Below are 23,602 nucleotides of genomic sequence, written 5' to 3' on the forward strand. Positions count from 1 at the left end.
CCGTCTCGGTAGATCGAGAAGCGGTCCTCACCCACGCACCCTGCCCTGGCCGCTCGGCGGAGCCGTTACGCTGGAGGCGTGGCAGTCGTCGATGTATCCGAAGAGCTGAAGTCCCTCTCCTCGACCATGGAGTCGATCGAGGCCGTCCTGGACCTCGACAAGCTGAGGGCAGACATCGCCGTGCTCGAGGAGCAGGCGGCCGCGCCGTCCCTGTGGGACAACCCGGACGAGGCGCAGAAGATCACCAGCAAGCTCTCCCACCTCCAGGCCGAGGTCAGGAAGGCGGAAGCGCTGCGCGGCCGGATCGACGATCTCGCCGTCCTCTTCGAGATGGCCGAGGAGGAGGACGACCCGGACACCCGTGCCGAGGCCGAGTCCGAGCTGGCCGCGGTGAAGAAGTCGCTGGACGAGATGGAGGTCCGCACCCTTCTGTCCGGCGAGTACGACTCCCGTGAGGCGCTCGTCAACATCCGCGCCGAGGCCGGTGGCGTCGACGCCGCCGACTTCGCCGAGAAGCTGCAGCGCATGTACCTGCGCTGGGCCGAGCAGCGCGGCTACAAGACCGAGCTGATCGAGACGTCGTACGCGGAAGAGGCCGGCATCAAGTCGACCACCTTCTCCGTGCAGGCGCCGTACGCCTACGGCACCCTCTCCGTGGAGCAGGGCACCCACCGGCTCGTCCGGATCTCGCCCTACGACAACCAGGGGCGGCGCCAGACCTCCTTCGCCGGTGTCGAGGTGCTCCCCGTCGTCGAGCAGACCGACCACATCGAGATCGACGAGTCCGAGCTGCGCGTCGACGTGTACCGGTCCTCCGGCCCCGGCGGCCAGGGCGTGAACACCACCGACTCCGCGGTGCGCCTCACCCACCTCCCCACCGGCATCGTGGTCTCCTGCCAGAACGAGCGGTCGCAGATCCAGAACAAGGCCACCGCGATGAACGTCCTCCAGGCCAAGCTGCTGGAGCGGCGCCGCCAGGAGGAGCAGGCCAAGATGGACGCCCTCAAGGGCGACGGCGGCAACTCCTGGGGCAACCAGATGCGTTCGTACGTCCTGCACCCGTACCAGATGGTCAAGGACCTGCGGACCGAGTTCGAAGTGGGCAACCCGGAGGCCGTGTTCAACGGCGAGATCGACGGATTCCTGGAGGCCGGCATTCGCTGGCGCAAGCAGCAGGAGAAGTAACTTTGTCGACATGACAACTGCCGCCCCAGAGGCGGCAGTTGTCTTTTGTCTGGGTTTTACATCACACTCACAGGCTCCAAGTACCCGCAAACGCCACCCCAGCGGACATTGCGCGCGCAACGGCCTTGACGTTGCTTTGAAAAATGGGAAGGGTGAAGCGTGGCATGCGTATCTCTGGGGCGCATGTGAACCGGGGGAATTGACGCGAATCTCGTCACAGCTACCTCCGTCGATCACGGCAAGCCCCGCACGCCGCCTCATTGACGAACAGCTACTGGGGGTAGCAACCATATGACGAAGAAGACGCGGATCCGGGTCGCGCGGATAGCCGCCGGCGCCGTGATCGCGGCCGGTGCCTCGCTGACCGCCGCGGGTGCCGCATCGGCTCTGGACCTCGGTGTCCAGGCCGGTCCGATCACCCTGGGCGTGAGCGCGGACGGCAACGACGACGGCGGGACCAGCGGTGGCTGCGACCCCATCGGTGTCTGCGACACCACGGGCGGCAGCTCGACCGGCGGTGACTCCACCGGCGGCACCACCACGGGTGGCGACGACTCCACCGGCGGCACCACCACGGGCGGCGACGACTCCACCGGCGGTACCGCCAGCATCGGCGGTGTCATCGGCGGCGGCGACAGCAGCGGCACCACCACCGGCGGCGACGACTCCACGGGCGGCACCACCACGGGCGGTGACGACTCCACCGGCGGTTCCACCACGGGTGGTGACGACTCCACCGGTGGCACCACCACCGGCGGCGACGACTCCACCGGCGGCAGCAGCACGTCCGGTGGCAGCACGTCCGGCGGCAGCACCTCCGGTGGCGACACCGGCGGCAACGGCAACTCCGGTGGCAACGGCAACTCGGGCGGCAACGGCAACTCGGGCGGCAACGGTTCCTCCGGCGGCAGCAGCACCGGTGGTGGCAGCAGCACCGGTGGCAACGGCAGCACCGGCGGCAACGGCAACACCACCCCCGACGGTGGCAACAACAACGCGTCCCAGGAGGAGGGCTCCTCGGCCCTCACCGACACGGGCTCGGACACCTCGGCCCAGGGCGGTGACAAGCAGCTCGCCGAGACCGGTGCCGGGCAGACCGCGTTCCTGATCGTCGGCGCTGCGACCATGATCGCCGGCGGTGTCGGCTTCCGCATCCTGCCGCGTCTGGTGAACGGCCGGGGCGGCGCGGCCGCCTGAGCGTAGCCTCACGGTCACGCACGGTACGCAGTACGCAAGCGGAAGGGCCCGGAGCATGGCGCTCCGGGCCCTTCCGGTGTTCCTACGGTCTTCTTACGCGGTCTGGTGCGCCAGCAGCGCCACCGCGGCGATCAGCACCGCGAGCAGCGCGATCAGCGCCATCGGGTTCAGCCCCGCGAAGAAGCCCTCCTGCTGCTGCAGTCGCTCGCGGTTGGCACGGCACACCGGGCACCGGCCCTCACTCACAGGCGACGCGCAGTTCGCGCACACCAACCGGTCGTACGTCATGCGCTCGCCCTCCTTGCACCGGCCATCACACATACAACGCACACGGGAACGAGAACGTTCCCCTTCCACTCTGCCAGGTTCCCCCGGAAAGAGCGCGGGCGTCCGGAGAAGGGCCACCGCGGGCCCGTACAAATACGCACAACTCTCGCCCAACCGCAACCGGGCCCTGCGCTTGTGCACTCGGTTCGCGTATGGTCACGCTCATCTACCCCCGGCGACCCGTGGTGCATCCGTGATCCGATTCGACAACGTCTCCAAGGTCTACCCCAAGCAGACCCGCCCAGCCCTCCGGGATGTGTCCCTGGAAGTGGAGAAGGGCGAGTTCGTCTTCCTCGTGGGGTCCTCCGGCTCCGGAAAGTCCACCTTCCTGCGGCTCGTCCTCCGCGAGGAGCGGTGCAGCCACGGCCAGGTGCACGTCCTGGGCAAGGACCTCGCACGCCTCTCCAACTGGAAGGTGCCGCAGATGCGCCGCCAGCTGGGGACGGTCTTCCAGGACTTCCGGCTCCTGCCGAACAAGACGGTCGCGGAGAACGTGGCCTTCGCGCAGGAGGTGATCGGCAAGTCGCGCGGCGAGATCCGCAAGTCCGTGCCGCAGGTGCTCGACCTCGTCGGGCTCGGCGGCAAGGAGGACCGGATGCCGGGCGAGCTGTCCGGTGGTGAGCAGCAGCGCGTGGCCATCGCGCGGGCCTTCGTGAACCGGCCCAAGCTGCTGATCGCCGACGAGCCCACCGGCAACCTCGACCCGCAGACCTCCGTCGGCATCATGAAGCTGCTCGACCGCATCAACCGGACGGGCACCACCGTGATCATGGCGACGCACGACCAGAACATCGTGGACCAGATGCGCAAGCGCGTCATCGAGCTGGAGAAGGGCCGCCTCGTCCGCGACCAGGCCCGAGGCGTCTACGGCTACCAGCACTGACCGCACGAGATCCACGGAAAGGCTTAACCAGACGCCATGCGCGCCCAGTTCGTCCTGTCGGAGATCGGTGTCGGTCTCCGCCGCAATCTGACGATGACCTTCGCCGTCATCGTCTCCGTCGCCCTGTCCCTGGCCCTGTTCGGCGGTTCGCTGCTGATGAGCGACCAGGTGAGCACCATGAAGGGCTACTGGTACGACAAGGTCAACGTCTCGATCTTCCTGTGCAACAAGAGCGATGCGCAGTCGGACGTCAACTGCGCCAAGGGCGCGGTGACCGAGGACCAGAAGAAGCAGATCCTCGCCGACCTGCACAAGATGTCGATCGTCGAGAAAGTCGCGTACGAGTCGCAGGACCAGGCGTACAAGCACTACAAGGAGCAGTTCGGCAACTCCCCGCTGGCCAGCTCGCTGACGCCGGACCAGATGCAGGAGTCGTACCGCATCAAGCTCAAGGACCCGCAGAAGTACCAGGTGATCGCGACCGCGTTCAACGGGCGCGACGGTGTGCAGTCGGTGCAGGACCAGAAGGGCATCCTGGACAACCTCTTCCAGCTGCTGAACCTGATGAACCGGGCGGCGCTCGGTGTGATGGCGCTGATGCTGCTCGTCGCGCTGCTGCTGATCGTCAACACCGTGCGCGTATCGGCGTTCAGCCGTAGGCGCGAGACCGGCATCATGCGCCTGGTCGGTGCCTCGGGCTTCTACATCCAGGCGCCGTTCATCATGGAGGCCGCGGTCGCCGGCCTCATCGGCGGTGGCCTCGCCTGCGTCTTCCTGGTGGTGGGGCGGTACTTCACCATCGACCACGGCATGGCCCTGTCCGCCAAGCTCACGCTGATCAACTTCGTAGGCTGGGACGCGGTGTTGACCAAGCTCCCGCTGATCCTCGCCACCAGCGTGCTGATGCCGGCGTTGGCGGCGTTCTTCGCGCTGCGCAAGTACCTGAAGGTGTGACGCATGCCAAGAGGGCCGTACGGACATCCGGCCGTACGGCCCTTCGCGTTCCCCTAGACTCACGGCCATGTCAGGCCGCGACCTGTTCTGTCAGCCCCGCCGCATCCGCCGCGGGGCCGCCCTGACATTGGTGTTCGCCGGCGTCCTCGTCGCGGGCGCCGCCACCGGCTCCTTCCCGGACACCGGCCAGGCCGGCACTGCCGGCCGCAAGACCGCCGCAGGTGCCGCGCACCCGGATCCCGGGCACGAGGACGTGCGGCAGGCCGCCGCCGAGGCCATGGCCGACGGCAAGTCGCCGATGGAGGCCGCCGAGCGGGCCGTCAGCCGCAGCGGTGACCGCTGGGGCGCCGTCTACTCCGAGGGCGAGTACCAGGAGTTCCAGGAGGCCCTCGACGGCCAGTACACCGGCGTCGGCCTGTGGGCGCGGCGCGAGGGGGACGGCCGTATCGCGGTGACCCGGGTGCAGCCCGGCTCGCCCGCCGCCGACGCCGGGATCCGCAAGGGCGACCGGCTGCGCAGCGTCGACGGCGACTCGGTCGACGGCCGGCCGGTCACCGAGGTGGTCTCCTTACTGCGCGGCGACGCGGACGACGCGCCCGCCGGTACGACGGTCACGCTCGGCCTGCAGCGCGGCACGCGCGCGTGGACCGAGACCCTGCACCGGGCCCGCCTGTCCACGGACTCGGTGACCGTCCGCAAGCTGCCCGGCGGGGTCGCCGTCATCCAGATCGCCGCCTTCACCAAGGGCTCCGGCGCAGCCGTCCGCGCCGCCGTACGGCAGGCCCCGGCCGGCGCCGGCATCGTGCTCGACCTGCGCGGGAACTCCGGCGGCCTGGTCACCGAGGCGGTGGACACCGCCTCCGCCTTCCTCGACGGCGGCCTGGTCGCCACCTACGACGTCGACGGCGCCCAGCGCGCCCTGCACGCCAAACCCGGCGGCGACACCAGCCGGCCCCTGGTCGCCCTGGTCGACGGCGGCACCATGAGCGCGGCCGAGATGCTCACCGGCGCCCTCCAGGACCGGGGCCGCGCGGTCGTGATCGGTTCCCGCACCTTCGGCAAGGGCTCCATCCAGATGCCGACGGAGCTGCCCGACGGCTCGGTGGCCGAGCTGACCGTGGGCCACTACCGCACCCCCTCCGGCCACACCGTGGACGGCCGGGGCATCACCCCGGACCTGGAAGCCGGGCCGGAGGCCCTCCAGCGGGCGGAAACGGTCCTCACCGGCCTCGGCGACGCCGATTAAGGGCTGGCCACGGGACCCCTCCGTAGTGCGAAAATGGACGGCACTATGAGCAAGGGAATGTACGTACCCAAGGAGTCCCAGCCCAAGCAGGGCGGCGGGGCCGCCAAGGCCAGGGACGGCGAGAAGGGCGGCAAGCGCAAGATCGTCGCCCAGAACAAGAAGGCCCGGCACGACTACGCGATCGTCGACACCTACGAGGCCGGGCTCGTGCTCACCGGCACCGAGGTCAAGTCGCTGCGCGAGGGACGGACCTCGCTGACCGACGGCTTCGTCCAGATCGACCGGGGTGAGGCGTGGCTGCACAACGCCCACATCCCCGAGTACCACCAGGGCAGCTGGACCAACCACTCCGCGCGCCGCAAGCGCAAGCTGCTGCTGCACCGCGAGGAGATCGACAAGCTGGAGTCCAAGGCCCAGGAGACGGGTCACACCATCGTGCCGCTCGCCCTGTACTTCAGGGACGGCCGCGCGAAGGCCGAGATCGCGCTCGCGCGAGGCAAGAAGGAGTACGACAAGCGCCAGACCCTGCGGGAGAAGCAGGACCGGCGTGAGTCGGACCGCGCGATCGCGGCGGCGAAGCGGAAGCAGCGGGGCGCGTAGCCTGGAATACGGTGGCATCGGCGCTGGTTGGTCACGTACGATGGCACCAACACCGGTTGAACCCGGTGTGTGCATTGAAAACACAACATGGGGATGATCGGTTTCGACAGCGGCTGTCGAAGCAGGGGAAGCGTGTCGAGGAAGCGGCAATGATCTCGTAAACCATATGTCGCAAAAAATAATCGCCAACACCAAGCGCGATTCCTTCGCCCTCGCTGCCTAAGTAGCGACTTGCGAAGTGTCAGCCCGGGGCTGTTCCCGACCCGGATCCTGGCATCAGCTAGGGAACTAAACCTTGATCCCGGTCACGGGGTGAAGAGGGAAATCTAACAGTGACTGGGCCCGTCGGCGACTTGTTCGCGTGATCGCCGGGGCCGAGAAAATCACAGCGGACTGCACACGGAGAAGCCCTGATTCCGCACCGTTGGACGCGGGTTCGATTCCCGCCATCTCCACGAACCCCTCCGGGGGTACCCCATGTGGGCGAAGGCCCCGCTGCACGCGCAGCGGGGCCTTCGCTGTTGTCCGGGACGCCGCAGCCTGCCAGGGCTTCAGGGCGCGTCGCGGGGTGCGGTGCTCGCGCGGTTCGTCAGGTGGGGAGTCAGCAGGGTCGCCTCGGGTACCTCGGTTCCGGTCAGTTTGCGCAGCAGCAGGTCCACGGCCCGCTCGCCCAGCTCGGCGGACGGCAGGGCCACCGAGGTCACGGGCACGCGGAGGGCCGCCGCGGTCTCGTCGGGGCAGATCGCGGTGATCGACAGATCGCCGGGGACGCGCAGCCCGAGCTGCTCGAAGGCGTCGATCAGCGGCTCCAGGACCGCCTCGTTGTGCACGACGACCCCCGTCAGCGCGGGCTGCTCGCGCAGCAGTCGCTCGGCGAGCCGGCGGGCGGCGGCGGGCGTGGCCTCGCACGGGTGGACGCGGGAGGCGAGCGCATTGCGGTCGGCGGCGGCGGTGAAGCCCTGGACCACCCGCTGCGCGAACGCCGTGCCCCGCACGTACACCTCCGGCGGCGACCCGACCAGCGCCACGACCCGGTGCCCGAGCCCCGCCAGCCGCTCCACGCACAGCACAGCGGCCGCCCTGAAGTCGAGGTCGACACAGGTCAGCCCCGCCGGCTCGCGCGGGAACCCGATCAGCACCGACGGCCGGTCCAGCGCGCGCAGCAACGGCAGCCGCGGGTCGTGCAGTTGGACGTCCATCACGATCAACGCGTCCACCAGCGCCGCGTCCGCGACCCGGCGCAGCCCGTCCTCGCCCTCCTCCTGGGTGAGCAGCAGGACGTCATGGTCGTACCGGCGGGCGGCCGTCACCACCGACACCGCGAACTGCGTGACCACGGGTAGGTGGATGCCGGTCCGCAGGGGGATCACCAGGGCCAGGACGTTCGAGCGACTGCCGGCGAGGGCCCGGGCGCTCGCGTGCGGCCGATAGCCCAGCTCGCGGACGGCCGCCTCCACCCGTCGTCTCGTCTCCTCGGAGATCGGGCGCTTGCCGCTGAGGGCGTAGGAGACGGTGCTGGGGGAGACCCCGGCGTGCCGCGCCACATCGGTGATCTTGACCATCAGCCCAGCTCCAGAGAGAGCGTCACGCACCGCTCGTCGAACCCGTTCGACGTGGGACGTCGAAGCGCTTCGATGGAGGAAGGTAGGTGGAGGCTGTGGAGGGGGTCAACAGGTGTGACGGGAATGGCGGGAAGGGGATCGGCGACCTGAACGCGCGGCCGTCGCCGTCCAGTTGATCAACAGGGCCACGGTCGCCGCCGCGGCCGGGACCGCGAAGGCGAGGGCGGGGGAGAGGTGGTCCGCCGCCCAGCCGCCGGCCGCCGAGCCGGCCGCGATGCCGGTGAGCAGGCCGGTGACGACGAGGCTCATGCCCTCGTTGAGGCGGTCCGCCGGGGTGCGCTTCTGCACCAGGGTCATCGCGGTCACCATCGTCGGCGCGGTCGCCATGCCCGCCAGGAGCAGCGCGCCCGCCAGGACCGTGAGCGAACCGGCGGTGGTGGCCGCCAGCCAGGGCAGGGTCATCAGCCCGGCCATCGCGAGCAGGCACCGGGAGAGGCGGAGGCCGGCCGGCTTCAGCGCCCCGTACAGCAGGCCGGCCGCGCAGGAACCCGCCGCCTGCAGCGCGAGGACCACACCGGCCGCCGCGCGGTGCCCCTGGGCGTCGGCGTAGGCGATCGTGACGACCTCCATCGAGCCGAACACCGCGCCGGTCGCCACGAAACAGGCCAGCAGCGGCGGCATCCCCGGGCTCCGCAGCGGCGACGGCGCCTTCGAACGGGCCTGCGGCGGCGGCTCGGTCGCCCGCTGTGCGGTGAACAGCAGCATGCCGGCCAGCAGCAGGACGGCTCCGGCGAGTGTGCCCGCCTCCGGGAAGAACGTGCCGGTCAGGAAGGACGCCAGCACCGGGCCGAGCATGAAGCACAGCTCGTCGGCCGCCTGCTCGAAGGAGTTCGCGGTGTGCAGCGCGCCGGGGTCGTCGCGCAGCAGATGGGCCCAGCGGGCGCGGGACAGGCCGCCGATGTTGGGGGTGGCCGCGGTGGCGGCGTACGCGGCGAACAGGGTCCAGTCCGGGGCGTCGTAGCGCACGCACAGCAGTAGCGCGAGGCTGCCGAGCACGGCTGTCAGCGTGGCCGGTACGGCGACCCGGGCCTGCCCGTGGCGGTCGACGAGGCGAGCGATCCAGGGCCCGGCCAGCCCGGTCGCCGCGAGCCCGGTGGCCGTGACGGCGCCTGCGAGGGCGTACGAGCCCCGGGATCCGGCGATCATCACGACCGCGCTCACCCCGAACATGCCTATGGGGAGGCGGGCGATCAGGTTGCCGGCGGTGAAGGCGCGGGTGCCGGGGAGGGAGAAGAGGCGGCGGTATCCGGTGGGTTGTGCTGGTGTGGTCGGTATCGGTGCTGATGTGGTCGGTGTCGGTGTCGGTGGTCGAGTGTCTTCGGTGGTCCGGTGCGGCATGGCTCAACGGTCGCCCGGAGTGGATCACCGGGTCCAACACCTTCTCGGTGTCGATTCACGCACCCGCGTTGTAAATTCCCGTCATGCCCGCCGCCATAGAACCCCGCCTCCTGCGTGCCTTCCTCGCCGTCGCCGAGGAGCTGCACTTCACCCGCGCCGCGGCCCGGCTGTACGTCGCCCAGCAGGCGCTCAGCCGGGATGTGCGGCGGCTGGAGCGGGAGTTGGGTGCCGAGCTGTTCGTGCGGACCACCCGGCAGGTGACGCTGACCGCGGACGGCGAGCGCCTGCTGCCGCACGCCCGGCGGGTCCTCGCCGCCCAGGACGACCTGCTCGCCGCCTTCGGCCAGGCCCGGCCGCTGCTGGTCGACCTCAACAGCGCGGGCCTGGTCACCGGCCGCCGGGTGCTGCACCGGGCCCGGGAACTCGCCCCCGACTGCGAGCTGATGGCCCGCTACGAGAGCGGCCTCACCGGAGCGGCGGCCGAGCTGCTCGCCGGCCGTCTCGACGCCTCCTTCGGGCGCTTCGCCGGCCTGGACCCGGCCCTGCGCTCCGGTCTGGAGCAACAGCCCGTGCGCTACGAGCCGATGGCCGTGTTGCTGCCCGAGGACCACCCGCTGGCCGCCCGGCCGGCTGTGCCGCTGGCAGCGCTGGCCGGGGAGACCGTGTACGCCGGTGCCGGGAACCCGCGCACCCGGGAGTGGACCGATCTGGCTCTTCGCCTCTTCGACGGACGCGGCATCGGGCTCGCGCCGCCTCTTCCGCTGGCGGTCGGGGACGAGGAGTTCGAGCGGATCATGGCCAAGACCGGCAACCCGATCCTGGCCGTCGTGGACTTTCCGACCCTGCCCGGCATGGTGCTGCGACCGCTCGTCGACCCCGTTCCGCTGTCGCCCGTCTCGCTCGTCTGGCGGAAGGGGCTGGTCCATCCCGGTCTTGACGCGCTCCGGAGGGCCGCGGCCGAGATCGCGAAGGTCGCGGGTTGGCTACGACAGCCCGCCGACCGATGGATTCCGGCCATCGATGATGATGTGATGAACCTCCACGACTGACGCGTGGCGAACACGGATCCTCCGCGTGCGCTACATTCAGGGCCTGAGCACGGTGTGGTACAGGGGGCGCTCGGGGCGGGTGGGGGCCTGGTCCGGTCGACGGTGCTCGGAGTCGTACGCGCACCCCGAGATGTCCCGTGGGGGGATGTACGCGCGTGAAAACATGGCGAGAAGACGCCCAACCGGAAGGTGCCCGAATCGCATCCGCGAGCCGGGATCTGCCGGTGCCGGAGGACGAGGGACAGGCGACCCCTGAGGCGGAGATACCCCAGGGCGGTCGCACCGCCCTGACCGCGGCCGCCGAGACGGCCCTGCTCCCTGGGACGCCGGCTTACGCCACCGCGCCGGCCGATCCCACCGCGCCGACCTACGGCACCGTGCCGGGCGGCCCCAATGCGACGGCCGTTCTCCCCGGGACGTCGGCCTACGCCACCGTGCCGGGCGGCCCCATCGCGCCGGCCGATCCCACCGCGACATCGGCGTACGCCACCGCGCCCGCCGATCCCACCGCGACGACGGCCTACGCCATCGCGCCCGCCGATCCCACCGCGACGACGGCCTACGCCATCGCGCCGGCCGATCCCACCGCGCCGACGGCGTACGCCATCGCGCCCGCCGATCCCACCGCGCCGACCTTCGCCACCGTGCCGACCTACGGCACCGTGCCGGGCGGCCCCACCGCGACGGCCGTCCTCCCCGGGACGTCGGCCTACGCCACCGTGCCGGCCTACGCCACCGTGCCGGCCGACCCCGCCGTGCCGGCCGACCCCGCCGTGCCGGCCGACCCCGCCGTGCCGGCCGACCCCGCCGTGCCGGCCGACCCCACCGCGCCGGCCGACCCCGCCGCGCCAGGCGACCCCGCCGCGCCAGCCGCCCCCACCGCACCGACCACACCCACCCACGACCCCCACGAGGTCACCATCCAGCTCGACGCCGTCCAGCTAGGCGACGCACGGATGAGCCCGGTCGCCGGCGGCGGCCCGCGCGACAGTGGTCGTGACGGCTCCGACGGGCCGGTCTTCGTGGACGCGTCGGGTCGGCGCAGTCGGCGCTTCCGCCGGCTCGGGCTGCTCGTCGCCGTCGCCTGTGCCGGTTACGCCGTCGTCATCGTCGCCACCCTGCTGTCGGGCAGCTCCGACGCGCCGTGGCTGCCCGTGCCCGGGCAGGACGACGACCAGCCGGCCCGCCAGGTGGACAGCTCGCCGCTGCCCAGCGCCTCCAAGGCCGCGACCCCCTCGGCGACCGGGCAGGCCCTGCCTCCCACGGCGGGCGCCACCTCCGTCCCGGGCGCCGGCGCGCTCACCAGCCCCAGGGCCACCGCCACCAAGCCGACGGCCGGCACCTCCTCCGCCCCCGGCACCGTCGGCGGCAGCAAGAACTCCCCGTCCGCGCCGGCCTCTTCCGCCGCGCCTTCCCCGGACCCGTCCCCCACCAGCGGCAGCACCACGTCCGCCCCCTCGCCGTCCCCCTCGGGCAGCACCCACACCCCCGGCGGCAGGCACCGGCACCCGCGTCCCACGTTCACACTCTGACCAGGGGAAACACCCTCTGATGGCTTCACGCTTCCGTCGCCGTACCATCCCGTCGGCCCGGCGCCCCCGGCTGCCGCTGCGCCATCTGCTGGCGATCCTGGTCCTCTGCGCGACCCTGGCGATGCTCATGCTGCGCGGATACGTGCACAACGAGATCCTCGCGGACCACCGGGTGCGGCCCGAGGCGGCGAGCGACAAGGTGCCGGAGAAGATCCTCGACGGCGGTCCGGTCATCGACACCCGGGGCGGCCGCGCCGACAGCCTGCGGGTGCCCGACCACCGCATCGTCCTCACCTTCGACGACGGCCCCGACCCGACCTGGACGCCGAAGGTCCTCGACATCCTGAAGAAGCACCGCGCGCACGCCGTCTTCTTCGTCACCGGCAGCATGACCTCGCGCTACCCGGACCTCGTCCGGCGCATGGTGGCCGAGGGCCACGAGGTCGGCCTGCACACCTTCGACCACCCCGACCTCTCGTACCACTCCACGCAGCGCATCGACTGGGAGCTGTCCCAGAACCAGCTGGCGCTCGCCGGAGCGGCCGGCATCCGCAGCTCGCTGTTCCGGCCGCCGTACTCCTCCTCCGCGGACGCCATGGACGACAGGTCCTGGCCGGTGACCGAGTACGTCGGCAGCCGCGGCTACCTCACGGTCGTCAACGACACCGACAGCGAGGACTGGCGCAGGCCGGGCGTCGAGGAGATCATCCGCAGGGCCACGCCCCACGGCGGCAAGGGCGCGGTCGTCCTCATGCACGACTCGGGCGGCGACCGCCACCAGACCGTCCAGGCACTCGACAGGTTCCTGCCCCGACTGCAGCAGCAGGGCTACGCGTTCCAGACCCTCACCGAGGCACTGAAGGCACCGAGCGCGGACACCCCGGTCACCGGCCTGGAGCTGTGGAAGGGCAAGGCATGGGTCCTCCTGGTGAAGGCGTCGGACCACATCACCGGGTTCCTCGTCGTCGGCCTCGCCGTCATCGGCTTCCTGGTGTTCGCGCGCTTCGGCCTGATGCTGCTCCTGTCCGCCGTGCACGCGCGCCGCACCCGTCGCCGAGGCTTCCGCTGGGGCGAACGACCGGTCACCGAGCCGGTGTCGGTGCTGGTCCCGGCCTACAACGAGGCCAAGTGCATCGAGGACACCGTCCGTTCACTGATGCGCAGCGAGCATCCGATCGAGGTCCTCGTCATCGACGACGGCTCCACGGACGGCACCGCCCGCATCGTGGAGGGGCTGGGGCTGCCCGACGTCCGCGTGATCCGGCAGCTCAACGCGGGCAAGCCGGCCGCCCTCAACCGCGGCCTGGCGAACGCCCGGTACGACCTGGTCGTGATGATGGACGGCGACACCGTCTTCGAGCCGGCCACGGTACGCGAACTGGTGCAGCCCTTCGCCGACCCGCGGGTCGGCGCCGTCGCCGGCAACGCCAAGGTCGGCAACAAGGACACGCTCATCGGCGCCTGGCAGCACATCGAGTACGTGATGGGCTTCAACCTCGACCGCCGCATGTACGACGTCCTGCGGTGCATGCCGACCATCCCCGGCGCCGTGGGTGCCTTCCGGCGCTCGGCCCTGGAACGGGTCGGCGGCATGAGCGACGACACGCTCGCCGAGGACACCGACATCACCATGGCCCTCCACCGTGACGGCTGGCGCGTGGTGTACGCGGAGAAGGCCCGCGCCTGGACCGAGGCGCCGGAGTCCGTCCAGCAGCTGTGGTCCCAGCGCTACCGCTGGTCGTACGGCACCATGCAGGCGATCTGGAAGCACCGGCGCGCCCTCTTCGAGCGCGGCCCCTCCGGCCGGTTCGGCCGCGTGGGTCTGCCCCTGGTGTCCCTCTTCATGGTCGTCGCCCCGCTGCTGGCCCCGCTGATCGACATCTTCCTCGTCTACGGCCTGGTGTTCGGCCCCACCGAGAAGACGATCGCGGCCTGGTTCGGCGTCCTCGCGGTCCAGGCGGCCTGCGCGGCCTACGCCTTCCTGCTGGACCGTGAGCCGCTGACCCCGCTGATCTCGCTGCCCCTGCAGCAGATCCTCTACCGCCAGCTCATGTACGTCGTACTGCTCCAGTCCTGGATCACGGCCCTCACCGGCGGCCGGCTGCGCTGGCAGAAGCTGCGCCGCACGGGCGGCATCGCGGCTCCCCCGAACCAGCCCGCCCGGCCCGTCGTGAACGGGAGGCCGGCCGGATGACCACCCCGCCCGCACACACGAACACCCAGGAAGCCCAGCACGTGACCGTTCCCACCCTGCCCTCCGGCACGGACGAGTCCACCCTGCCGCCGCGGCCGGAGCAACAGGGCCGCGCACCCGGGCGCGACCGGTACTTCGACCTCCTGAGGGCGGTGGCTCTCTTCCGTGTCGTCTTCTACCACCTGATGGGCTGGGCCTGGCTGCCCGTCGTCTTCCCCTCCATGGGGGTGATGTTCGCCCTGGCGGGCAACCTCATGGCCCGCTCGCTCAAGCGCCCTCCGCTGCAGGTCGTACGCGGCCGACTGCGCCGTCTGCTGCCCCCGCTGTGGCTGCTCGGCGCCCTCGGGGTGACCGGCATGGTGCTCCAGGGCTGGAGCCCGGGCGACGACGGACACCCCGGCTGGTGGTGGCTCCACCTCGGCTTCTGGATCCTGCCGCTGAGCGACCCGCCGTACGCCGAGGGCCTGCGCGGCATCCACGGCATCCTCGGCGCGGACTGGGGAGCGGAGCTGGCCGGACCGCTCTGGTACATCCGTGCCTACCTCTGGTACGTCCTGCTGTCCCCGTTCCTGCTCAAGGCGCTGCGGGCGCTGCCCTGGGCGACCATCCTGTCGCCGATCGCGCTCTCGGCCGCCTTCGAGTTCGGCTACCTCACCCTGCCCGGGGACCGCATCCCCTCAGCCCTCACCGACTACAGCACCTTCGGTGCCTGCTGGATCCTCGGCATGGCGCACCAGGAAGGCGTCCTGAAGCGCGTCCCCCGCTATGTCGTGCCCTCGGTGGCTCCGGCCATCGCCGCCGTGGGCCTGTGGTACGCGCTGACCCACGGCTTCCGGCCGGGACATGACCTGGACGACATCCCGTTCGCCCAGTCCCTCTGGTCCTTCGCGACCGTGCTGCTGCTCCTCCACGTCAGCCCTTCCTGGACGGAGTGGCCCCGCTGGCTGCGCCCCTTCGACCGGATCGTCACCCTGCTCAACTCCCGGGCGGTGACGATCTACCTCTGGCACAACCTCTGCATCCTGGTCGCCGCCACGCTGTGGGACCAGCTGTGGCAGGTCGACGTGATGTACCTGCACTTCTCCTGGCTGCTGGAGAGCTCCTGGCCGGTCCTCGCGATCACCTGGGTGTTCATCGGCAGCTGCATCGTCTGGTTCGGCTGGGTCGAGGACATCGCCGCGAAGCGCAGCCCACGCCTGTGGCCGGACGGTGTGAAGCGCGGGGGAGGCCGGCGCAGGCCCGCCTGAGCCCGATTTTTTCCCTCACCGACGCCTTGCTCCGCGAGTGAGAGCAACGTTCCCTTCCGGTCACCCACAGGCACAGGCAGGAAACGCGCCCTCCCTACCTTCGGGACTCATCACCGCTCATCACCCCGAACCACCTGAGCCCCGGAGCACCGTGGAGGCGTCATGACAGCCCCTAGTACAGCCCCCGCCCCGAGCAGTAGGGGAGGCCGCTGGATCGAGCACTGGGATCCGGAGGACGAGACCTTCTGGAACGCGACCGGCGAGAAGGTCGCCCGCCGGAACCTGATCTTCTCCGTCCTCTCCGAGCACATCGGATTCTCGATCTGGACCATGTGGTCCGTGCTGGTGCTCTTCATGGGCCCGGAGTACGGGCTGACCCCGGCGGACAAGTTCCTGCTGACCTCGATGGTCACGCTGGTCGGCGCCGTCGTCCGCGTCCCCTACACCTTCGCCGTCGCGATCTTCGGCGGGCGGAACTGGACGATCGTCTCGGCCGGTCTGCTGCTGGTGCCGACCGTCGCCGCGTTCACGGTGATGAAGCCGGGGACCTCCTTCGACACCTTCCTCCTGGTCGGCCTGCTCGCGGGCATCGGCGGCGGCAACTTCGCCTCCTCCATGACCAACATCAACGCCTTCTTCCCGCTGCGGAAGAAGGGGTGGGCGCTCGGGCTGAACGCCGGCGGCGGCAACATCGGCGTGCCGGTCATCCAGCTGGTGTCCCTCGCCATCATCGGGGCCAGCGGTGGCCCGCGTCTGCTGCTGGGCATCTACATCCCGCTGATCGTCGTCGCCGCCGTCCTCGCCGCGGTGTTCATGGACAACCTCGCCTCCGTGAAGAACGACACCGGCGCCGCCAAGGACGCCGCGAAGGACGCCCACACCTGGATCATGTCCTTCCTCTACATCGGCACGTTCGGGTCGTTCATCGGCTACAGCTTCGCCTTCGGGCAGGTGCTGACGAACCAGTTCGGGCGCACCCCGCTGCAGGCCGCCTACCTCACCTTCATCGGCCCGCTGCTCGGCTCCCTCATCCGGCCCGTCGGCGGCTGGCTCGCCGACCGCTACGGCGGGGCCCGCATCACCCTCTGGAACTACGTCGGCATGGCCGCCGCCACCGCCGTGCTCGTCTTCGCCAGCATGCAGAAGTCGCTGCCGCTGTTCGTGTCGGTCTTCGTCGTGCTGTTCGTGCTGAGCGGGCTCGGCAACGGGTCGACGTACAAGATGATCCCCGGCATCTTCCAGGCGAAGGCCGTCGCGAAGGGGCTCCAGGGCGAGGAGGCGGCCGCCTACGGCCGGCGTCTGTCCGGTGCCGCCATGGGGCTCATCGGAGCCGTCGGCGCGCTCGGTGGTGTCGGCATCAACATGGCCTTCCGCCAGTCCTTCCTCTCCTACGGCTCCGGCACGGGCGCCTTCGTCGCCTTCCTCGCCTTCTACGCCGTCTGCTTCGCGGTGACGTGGGCCGTATACCTTCGCCGCCCGGCCACGCAGGCCCAGGCCACGGCTGCCGCCGAGGCCAAGCCGCAGCTCAGCTACGCCGAGGTGTGACGCTGTGCCCATCCGGGGGGCAACCCCCGGATCCCCGGCCGAAGATCACATCGGCCGGTCCAGGTGGAACCCGGCATCGGTAACACCGTGGACATCAAGCCGAACCGAGCCTGTCACGAGCCGTTGACAGGCTCGTTCGGCATGCGGGCCAGGTAGGAGAGCCATGTACGACCAGAAGCACCAACCCGAACAGGGACCCCTCGCCGGGTTCACCGTAGGTGTGACCGCCGCGCGCCGTGCCGACGAGCTGGGCGCGCTGCTGCAGCGGCGTGGGGCCACGGTCCTGCACGCGCCCGCTCTGCGCATCGTGCCCCTCGCCGACGACGGTGAACTGCTCGCCGCCACCAAGGAGATCATCGATCACGTGCCGGACGTCGTGGTGGCCACCACCGCGATCGGGTTCCGGGGCTGGGTCGAGGCCGCCGACGGGTGGGGGCTCGGGGAGCAGCTGCTCGACCGGCTGCGGGGCGTGGAGCTGCTGGCCCGCGGGCCCAAGGTGAAGGGGGCCATCCGGGCCGCCGGGCTCACCGAGGAGTGGTCGCCGTCCAGCGAGTCCATGGCCGAGGTGCTCGACCGGCTGCTGGAGGAGGGCGTCGACGGGCGCCGGATCGCCGTACAGCTGCACGGCGAGCCGCTGCCCGGGTTCGTCGAGGCGCTGCGGGTCGGGGGCGCGGAGGTCCTTCCGGTGCCGGTGTACCGCTGGATGCCACCGGAGGACATAGGCCCCGTCGACCGGCTGCTGGACGCCGTCGTCTCGCGCGGGGTGGACGCGCTCACCTTCACCAGCGCGCCGGCCGCCGCGTCCCTGCTGTCGCGGGCCGAGGCGCGGGGGCTGCTCGGCGAGGTCCTGGTCGCGCTGGGCCATGACGTACTGCCCGCCTGCGTGGGCCCCGTCACCGCGCTGCCGCTTCAGGCGGCGGGCGTGGACACCGTACAGCCCGAGCGGTTCCGGCTCGGACCGCTCGTACAGCTGCTGTGCCAGGAACTGCCCGGGCGGGCACGGTCCCTGCCGATCGCCGGGCATCGGGTGGAGATCCGGGGCCACGCGGTGCTGGTGGACGGCGACCTGAAGCCGGTGCCACCGGCGGGCATGTCCCTGCTGCGGGCGCTGTCGCGGCGCCCGGGCTGGGTGGTGGCCCGGGCCGAGCTGCTGCGCGCGCTGCCGGGCGCCGGCCGCGACGAGCACGCGGTGGAGACGGCGATGGCCCGGCTGCGTACGGCGCTAGGGGCGCCGAAGCTGATCCAGACGGTGGTGAAGCGGGGGTACCGGCTGGCGCTGGACCCGGCGGCGGACGCGAAGTACGCGGACGCGTAAGAGGCGTTCCGCTCGGCGGAGCGGGGGCTTCTCTACGCGCCCCCTCGGCTCCCCCAGCTCCCCCCGCCTCGCCCTCCCTCGACCGCCACGGCTGCCCGAGAATGTGAACTCGCCTCTGAGCGAGGGGAGTTGTGGCTGCATGCGACTGCGTCACTCCCGCCGGAAGGAACTACGGACACTGCCGGAGCACGCCTCCACACCGGAGATCGCGTCGCTGCCCTACCTGTCCGCCGTGTGCCTGGAGGCCCTGCGGGTCCCGACGATCACAGTACGTGGCGGACTCAAGGTGCAACCTCCTGGTTGCATAAAGGCGTCCTCGTGTGCAACCTAGAGGTAGCGCATCCGGACGAGATGAGGTTGCAATGATCCCCGACACGATCGAACGCACCATCGCGATCAACGCCCCCGTGGAGCGGGTCTGGTCCGTGCTGACGGAACCGGCTTTCCTCGGCCGCTGGTTCGGCACCGGGGAGCCGGTCGAGATCGACCTGCGCCCCGGTGGTCTGCTCGTCTTCGATCACGGTGTCCATGGCGTCATTCCGGCCCGCATCGAGACCGTCGAGCCACCACGCCTCTTCTCCTGGCGGTGGTCGCAGGGTGCTGCCGGAGAAGAGCCGGCCCACGGCAACGCCACGCTGGTCGAGTTCACGCTGACCGAAGACGATGCCGGAGGCACCCGACTCACCCTGGTCGAGAGCGGCTTCGCGCGGCTGGGGCTGCCGGCCGACGAGGTCGCCGAGCGTCACCGCGCCAACAGTCGCAACTGGCCCGGCAAGCTCGACCTGCTGCGCGCGGACTGCGAACAGATCAAGGCATGACCAGCACCGCCGACGGCCAACGGGCCCCCGAGGACGTCCTGGTGGCTTTGGCCGACCCGATCCGCCGGGAAGTACTCGCCGTCCTCGCCCGCGAAGGCGGCGCAACGTCGACGTCCCTGGCAGCGGGCCTCCCCGTCACCCGCCAGGCGGTGGCCAAACACCTGGCCGTCCTCGATCGCGCGGGACTGGTACGTGCTCACCGGGCCGGGCGCGAGGTCCGCTACGAAGTCGACCTGCAACCGCTGAGACAGGCGATGCGCTGGATGGACACCCTCGCCACCCAGTGGGAGCACCGCCTGGACGCGATCAAGGATCTGGCGGAAGGGGCCACAGGAGAAGCGTGAGCGAGAACCTTCAGCGGGCCGCCGAGGCTCGCACGGCGTCCGTGGTCGAGCTGGCCCAAGAGCTGATCCGGCGCCCGAGCCGGGCGGGGATCGACGACTACGGGCCCGTCCTGGGCGTGCTGGAGGACTGGCTGACCGCCCGCTCGCTGCCACACCGCCGTCTGAACGACGACGCCGGGAAGCCGGTGGGGCTACTGGTGGAGATCCCCGGCGGCCGGCCGGGCCCCTGGTGGACGCTGGACGCGTGCGTGGACACCGCTCCGTACGGCGACGAGGCAGCCTGGTCGTTCGCGCCGGCCGGCGGTGACATCGCCGACGGCTGGCTGCTGGGCCGGGGTGCGGCCGACTCCAAGCTCGCCGCGGCGATGTTCTGCCACATCGCCGCCGACCTCGCGCCCCGCGCCGAGACCCTGCACGGCGGGCTCGCCGTGCTCCTGGACGTCGACGAGCACACCGGCGGCTTCGGCGGCGCCCGCGCCTACCTCGCCGACGAGGCCGCGGCCCGCCCGGCCGGGGTGATGATCGGCTACCCGGGCCTGGACGAGGTGGTGGTCGGCGGCCGGGGCCTGTGGCGGGCCACCATCGTCGTGCACGCCCCCTCGGGACACTCCGGGTCGAGCCGGACCGTGGTGGGCGCGATCTCCCGCGCCGCCCGCCTCGTACGCCTTCTCGACGCGGCCGAACTGCCGGGCGTGAAAGCAGCCCCGGCCTTCCCGCTGCCACCCAAGCTGTCGGTGACTTCCTTCCACGGCGGTCAGGGCTTCTCGGTGACTCCCGACCGCTGCGAGCTGAACGTCGACGTCCGCACCGTGCCGGCCTTCGACGCCCACGACGCCGAGACACTGGTCCGCGAGGCCGTCGCGAAGCTCGATGCGGAGCTGCCCGCCCCGAGGCCGACGGAGGTCGCCCCCGTCGCGACATGGCCGCCGTTCCGGCTGACCGAGGACGAGCAGCCCGCCGCCGCTCTGCTGGGCGCCGCCGCCGGGGCCGGGCTGACCGTGCGGGCGAAGACGGCGGGGCCGTCGAACATCGGCAACCTGTTGGCCGGGGAGGGCATCGCGGCCACGGCCGGCTTCGGGGTGCCGTACGAGGGGCTGCACGGCATCGACGAGCGAGCCCACCTCGCCGCGCTTCCCACGGTGTACGCCGTCTACCAACGGGCCGTCCTCGACCTCCTCCGGGCGGGCTGACGTCCCCGAACCCGCCTGCCCGGTCACGAAGACCGGCCGAAGCGCCCGTGCACCAGCAGCGCCCGGGTCAGCAATCCCAGTGCCACCGTCGACCCCACCGCCCGGACCACGTTCCACGCCACCCACGGTCCTTCGAAGTGCCTCCGCAGGGCGGCCGGGTCTCCCTTTGCCGCAAGGGCGTTGTTCAGCGGGATGTTGAACGCCATCGTGACGAGGAAGACCAGGGCGTACGCCGCCAGTGCCGCCCACACCCACCGCCCGCACGCGGCACCCCGAAGCTGCCACGCCGACACCGCCGTCAGTGCCAGCGCCCCCATGAAGCTGAGGAAGAACACCGGGTTCTGGATCACAACGTTGATGTTGCGCATGACCTCGACGTACGTGCGGTCGTCGCTGCGGGCCAGGGCCGGCATCACCGCGCAGGCGAAGATGTAGAACACCCCGGCGATCAGGCCCATGGCGATCGTGGCCGCGCCCAGGACGGCCTTGCTGGTCCGTGTTTCCCTCGTATTCGTCATGCCTTCCAGCCAACCGGAGCGGCCCCGGCCCGGGACATGGCCGAAGCGCGCACCCGCATACGCGGGCCTCCAGCTACGCCGACGCCCGAAGGGCCGTACGACGTTCTGGGTACAGGGTCACGGCAACGGGCCCGGCGGCACCGGCGGAGTCCTGCGGCGGAGGGCGCTCGGCTCACCGGATGCGACCACGCGTGCTCCGGGTCGGCAGGCGTGCGCTCTGCCGGATCTTTTCGGCCGGGCGTCAGGCTGACGCCGAACTGTGGCGGGGAGAGGCCGCACCCGGGGACGGGGGTGGCGAGCACTCGGGGGGACGAGGATGACACGCTGGCAGCCTCTGCCGGATGCACTGCCGAGAGAGGCACGGCACCTGGTCGAGCAGATGCGCGTCCTGAAGGGCCGTACCGGACTCAGCCTGGCCGAACTGGCCCGGCGCACCGCGTACAGCAAGTCGTCCTGGCAGCGGTATCTCAGCGGGGCCAAACTCCCGCCGAGGGGAGCCGCGCAGGTGCTCGGCCGGCTGGCCGGAGCGGACCAGCCGCGGCTGCTGGCGCTGTGGGAACTGGCCGAACAGGCGTGGCCGCAGGGCGTGTCGGAGCCCGCCGGGACACCGGAGGCCCCAGCCGAGGCCGGGCCGGAGCCAAGCGGTGGCAGTACGCACGGGCGGTGGCGGACGGCCGCGCTGGCCGCGTTCGCCGTCATCGTGCTGCTGGCCGCGGGGCTGCTGTGGGCGCTGCCCCGCAGGGCGGGCGACCGTACGACCGCCCGTCCCCGGGGTGTGTTCAGCCGAGCTGGTCGTAGTAGGCGAGCTTCCAGGGGCCGGCGCCCTTGATCCGCACCCGGTACTTGCCGCTGACGCGCTTGAGGGTGACGTTCCGTGCGTCACCCACGTACGTCACGGTGCCGCCCGAGGTCGGGCCGGTGAGCCAGCGCTGAGCGAACTCCCAGCTCGGGTCGGTGACGACGCCGTCGTTCTCCGAGATGTTGTAGTGCTCCTGCCACCACTGGGTGGCCGACTCGGTCTCGGGGCCGAAGGTGCCGTCGATCTGGTTCTTCTTGAAGGGCTGCAAGTCGCCGTCCTCGTCCTGCCACTGGGCGCCGTCCGCGTACAGGACGGTCTGCCAGAGGGCCGTGGCGTTGCTCTCGGCGTAGTTGTCGACGCCGAGGTCCTCCTCGTCCTGCAGGTCGTCGGCGACGGCTCCGTTGCCGTCGATGCCGTGGTACGAGGCGGCACTCGCGCCGGGTGCCAGGGCGATGCCGGTCGCTCCGGCGCCCAGCAGCGCGGCCGTCGCCATCGCGACGGCCCGGGTGCGCATGCTCATGAACGTGTCCTTTCTGAACCGCCGTCCCCCGTGGTTCCCCCCTGGGGCGGCTCGCTGTCCGTTCGCAGGAGACAGCGTCATGGCCGTGGGCAGGCGGGACGAGGGCCGGCCGGGTTTCTGGACCGGAAGGGGCCGACCCGGGGGCCGGGCTCCGGCATCCCCGCCGGAGACGGGTCGGGCGGGGAACGTCGTGGGCCGGGTGGGACGGCGCGACGAAAGGCGGTGTGCCACCGGCGGTACGAGGGGTTCCGCAGGCGTCTCCGGGCAGGCACTGTGAGGAGGAGCGACGGAACGGTTCCCCTGTCCTAGGCGGTGACAGGCACATGGCACTGGGTACGGCACTGGGTACGGCCACGGTCCCGTACGAGCTGCGGTTCGACGCCGGGCGGATCTGCCTGGATCTCCTCGCGACCACCCACCCGGGCGAACGGCTGGACGCCGTCGGGCCGTTGTGCGCCTGGATCAGCGGGTCCGGGCTGGTGCCGCCCGGCACCCCGCTGGGCCACGCCGACGCCTCCTGGCTGGTGGGGTTCCGGGAACTGCGCGGGTGCATCGGGCAGTTGGTGCGCACGACGAAGACGGCGGACGAGCGGCCGTACGAGCGCGCTCTCGTCCGGCTCAACGAGGTCGCCGCCCGGGCCGCGCCCCCGGTCCCGTGTGCGGTGCGCGGCGAGGACGGCACGCTGGTGCGGGAGTTGGCGGGGGCGCCCGAGTGCGCGGGGCTGCTCGCCATCGTCGCGTGGGACGCCGTCGAGCTGCTCACCGATCCGGTGGCGCGGGCGGCCGTCCGGGAGTGCGAGGGGGACAACTGCCCCCTCGTGTACCTGGACACGTCCCGGGGGCGCCGGCGGCGCTGGTGCTCCAGCGAGGTCTGCGGCAACCGCGAGCGGGTGGCCCGGCACCGGCGGCGGGCGGCCCTTGCGAGGGCCTGAGTCGCGAGCCTGAGTCGCGGGGCCCGAATATCCGGTACGAGCCTTCTGTCGCATTGCGCCCTTGTGTCGACCGACGTGATTTCCGCAACATCACTCAGCCCCGGGTTTGCCCGTCGCCCGGCGCGGGCAGCTCGGCCACCCCCCGACGATGTGTCGGAAATGTAAAGATCACGCGGTGGGAATGTGTGCGCATGTCCCGCTCGTCACGTCACTCCCAAGAAAACTGCCACTCCACTTTGAACATCAC

Annotated in this window: 22 protein-coding genes and 1 other RNA gene; 18 read left to right on the top strand and 5 right to left on the bottom strand. The window is 71.2% G+C overall.

All coding sequences use genetic code 11. From position 1 onward, the window contains the following. Window positions 1-78: 78 nt before the first annotated feature. Entirely contained in the window at window positions 79-1,185 is a 1,107-nt protein-coding gene (prfB, locus tag CRP49_RS18185) for a peptide chain release factor 2 (protein ID WP_097254318.1), read from the top strand. Window positions 1,186-1,476: 291 nt separating this feature from the next. Beyond that, a complete protein-coding gene (locus CRP49_RS18190; RefSeq protein ID WP_097254319.1) occupies window positions 1,477-2,382 on the top strand; it encodes a hypothetical protein in 906 nt (301 codons plus the stop codon). Window positions 2,383-2,475: 93 nt separating this feature from the next. Here CRP49_RS18190 and CRP49_RS18195 read toward each other — a convergent pair whose 3' ends face one another. Next, window positions 2,476-2,670, bottom strand: a complete 195-nt coding sequence (locus CRP49_RS18195) for a hypothetical protein (protein ID WP_094217736.1) — start codon at window positions 2,668-2,670, stop codon at window positions 2,476-2,478. 232 nt (window positions 2,671-2,902) lie between these two features. On the opposite strand from CRP49_RS18195, the gene ftsE reads away from it, so the two are divergent. The 5 genes from ftsE to ssrA all read left to right on the top strand — a co-directional run bounded on the left by ftsE (window position 2,903) and on the right by ssrA (window position 6,850). Further along, window positions 2,903-3,592: a cell division ATP-binding protein FtsE gene (gene ftsE / locus CRP49_RS18200; RefSeq protein WP_031159396.1), complete on the top strand. Its 690-nt coding sequence runs from the start codon at window positions 2,903-2,905 to the stop codon at window positions 3,590-3,592. A gap of 36 nt (window positions 3,593-3,628) precedes the next feature. Further along, the gene (ftsX, locus tag CRP49_RS18205; protein WP_094217737.1) at window positions 3,629-4,546 is read left to right on the top strand and encodes a permease-like cell division protein FtsX; all 918 of its coding nucleotides are present in this window, start codon (window positions 3,629-3,631) and stop codon (window positions 4,544-4,546) included. A gap of 67 nt (window positions 4,547-4,613) precedes the next feature. After that, the gene (locus tag CRP49_RS18210) at window positions 4,614-5,792 is read left to right on the top strand and encodes a S41 family peptidase (protein ID WP_179851666.1); all 1,179 of its coding nucleotides are present in this window, start codon (window positions 4,614-4,616) and stop codon (window positions 5,790-5,792) included. Window positions 5,793-5,849: 57 nt separating this feature from the next. After that, on the top strand, window positions 5,850-6,392 hold the full coding sequence (smpB, locus tag CRP49_RS18215; RefSeq protein ID WP_097254321.1) for an SsrA-binding protein SmpB: 543 nt from the start codon (window positions 5,850-5,852) through the stop codon (window positions 6,390-6,392). 89 nt (window positions 6,393-6,481) lie between these two features. Continuing rightward, window positions 6,482-6,850, top strand: a transfer-messenger RNA (tmRNA) gene (gene ssrA / locus CRP49_RS18220). A gap of 93 nt (window positions 6,851-6,943) precedes the next feature. Here the strand turns inward: ssrA and CRP49_RS18225 are convergent. Next, on the bottom strand, window positions 6,944-7,954 hold the full coding sequence (locus CRP49_RS18225; protein WP_179851667.1) for a LacI family DNA-binding transcriptional regulator: 1,011 nt from the start codon (window positions 7,952-7,954) through the stop codon (window positions 6,944-6,946). Between the two features lie 105 nt (window positions 7,955-8,059). Then, entirely contained in the window at window positions 8,060-9,352 is a 1,293-nt protein-coding gene (locus tag CRP49_RS18230; protein ID WP_097254322.1) for an MFS transporter, read from the bottom strand. An 83-nt stretch (window positions 9,353-9,435) separates the two neighbouring features. On the opposite strand from CRP49_RS18230, the gene CRP49_RS18235 reads away from it, so the two are divergent. The 9 genes from CRP49_RS18235 (at window position 9,436) to CRP49_RS18280 (ending at window position 20,586) form a co-directional block, all read left to right on the top strand. Next, entirely contained in the window at window positions 9,436-10,401 is a 966-nt protein-coding gene (locus tag CRP49_RS18235) for a LysR family transcriptional regulator (RefSeq protein WP_097254323.1), read from the top strand. 224 nt (window positions 10,402-10,625) lie between these two features. Continuing rightward, entirely contained in the window at window positions 10,626-11,933 is a 1,308-nt protein-coding gene (locus CRP49_RS47480; protein WP_143670005.1) for a hypothetical protein, read from the top strand. A 19-nt stretch (window positions 11,934-11,952) separates the two neighbouring features. Beyond that, window positions 11,953-14,127 (top strand): glycosyltransferase, encoded by a 2,175-nt coding sequence (locus CRP49_RS18250; RefSeq protein WP_097254326.1) that lies wholly within the window; start codon window positions 11,953-11,955, stop codon window positions 14,125-14,127. After that, entirely contained in the window at window positions 14,124-15,374 is a 1,251-nt protein-coding gene (locus CRP49_RS18255) for an acyltransferase (RefSeq protein WP_097254327.1), read from the top strand. The genes CRP49_RS18250 and CRP49_RS18255 overlap by 4 nt, the downstream gene beginning before the upstream one ends. A gap of 162 nt (window positions 15,375-15,536) precedes the next feature. Then, window positions 15,537-16,919, top strand: a complete 1,383-nt coding sequence (locus tag CRP49_RS18260; RefSeq protein ID WP_097254328.1) for a NarK/NasA family nitrate transporter — start codon at window positions 15,537-15,539, stop codon at window positions 16,917-16,919. Window positions 16,920-17,082: 163 nt separating this feature from the next. Further along, window positions 17,083-18,234, top strand: coding sequence for a uroporphyrinogen-III synthase (locus CRP49_RS18265; protein ID WP_097254329.1), 1,152 nt, complete (start codon window positions 17,083-17,085; stop codon window positions 18,232-18,234). A gap of 362 nt (window positions 18,235-18,596) precedes the next feature. Then, complete coding sequence (locus CRP49_RS18270) at window positions 18,597-19,052, top strand: SRPBCC family protein (RefSeq protein ID WP_097254330.1); 456 nt, start codon at window positions 18,597-18,599, stop codon at window positions 19,050-19,052. Further along, window positions 19,049-19,396, top strand: coding sequence for a helix-turn-helix transcriptional regulator (locus CRP49_RS18275; RefSeq protein ID WP_097254331.1), 348 nt, complete (start codon window positions 19,049-19,051; stop codon window positions 19,394-19,396). The genes CRP49_RS18270 and CRP49_RS18275 overlap by 4 nt, the downstream gene beginning before the upstream one ends. After that, complete coding sequence (locus tag CRP49_RS18280; protein WP_097254332.1) at window positions 19,393-20,586, top strand: M20 family metallopeptidase; 1,194 nt, start codon at window positions 19,393-19,395, stop codon at window positions 20,584-20,586. Before CRP49_RS18275 ends, CRP49_RS18280 begins: the two co-directional genes overlap by 4 nt. 23 nt (window positions 20,587-20,609) lie before the next feature. On the opposite strand, the gene CRP49_RS18285 is transcribed toward CRP49_RS18280, so the two are convergent. Further along, entirely contained in the window at window positions 20,610-21,104 is a 495-nt protein-coding gene (locus tag CRP49_RS18285; protein ID WP_257033431.1) for a DUF1772 domain-containing protein, read from the bottom strand. A gap of 316 nt (window positions 21,105-21,420) precedes the next feature. On the opposite strand from CRP49_RS18285, the gene CRP49_RS18290 reads away from it, so the two are divergent. Then, on the top strand, window positions 21,421-21,933 hold the full coding sequence (locus CRP49_RS18290; RefSeq protein WP_097254333.1) for a helix-turn-helix transcriptional regulator: 513 nt from the start codon (window positions 21,421-21,423) through the stop codon (window positions 21,931-21,933). Here the strand turns inward: CRP49_RS18290 and CRP49_RS18295 are convergent. Beyond that, complete coding sequence (locus CRP49_RS18295) at window positions 21,884-22,423, bottom strand: peptidoglycan-binding protein (RefSeq protein WP_097254334.1); 540 nt, start codon at window positions 22,421-22,423, stop codon at window positions 21,884-21,886. The genes CRP49_RS18290 and CRP49_RS18295 overlap by 50 nt on opposite strands. 323 nt (window positions 22,424-22,746) lie before the next feature. On the opposite strand from CRP49_RS18295, the gene CRP49_RS18300 reads away from it, so the two are divergent. After that, window positions 22,747-23,355, top strand: a complete 609-nt coding sequence (locus CRP49_RS18300; RefSeq protein ID WP_097254335.1) for an ABATE domain-containing protein — start codon at window positions 22,747-22,749, stop codon at window positions 23,353-23,355. Window positions 23,356-23,602: the final 247 nt, after the last annotated feature.

The organism is Streptomyces sp. Ag109_G2-15 (assembly GCF_900215565.1).
Classification (GTDB): domain Bacteria; phylum Actinomycetota; class Actinomycetes; order Streptomycetales; family Streptomycetaceae; genus Streptomyces; species Streptomyces diastatochromogenes.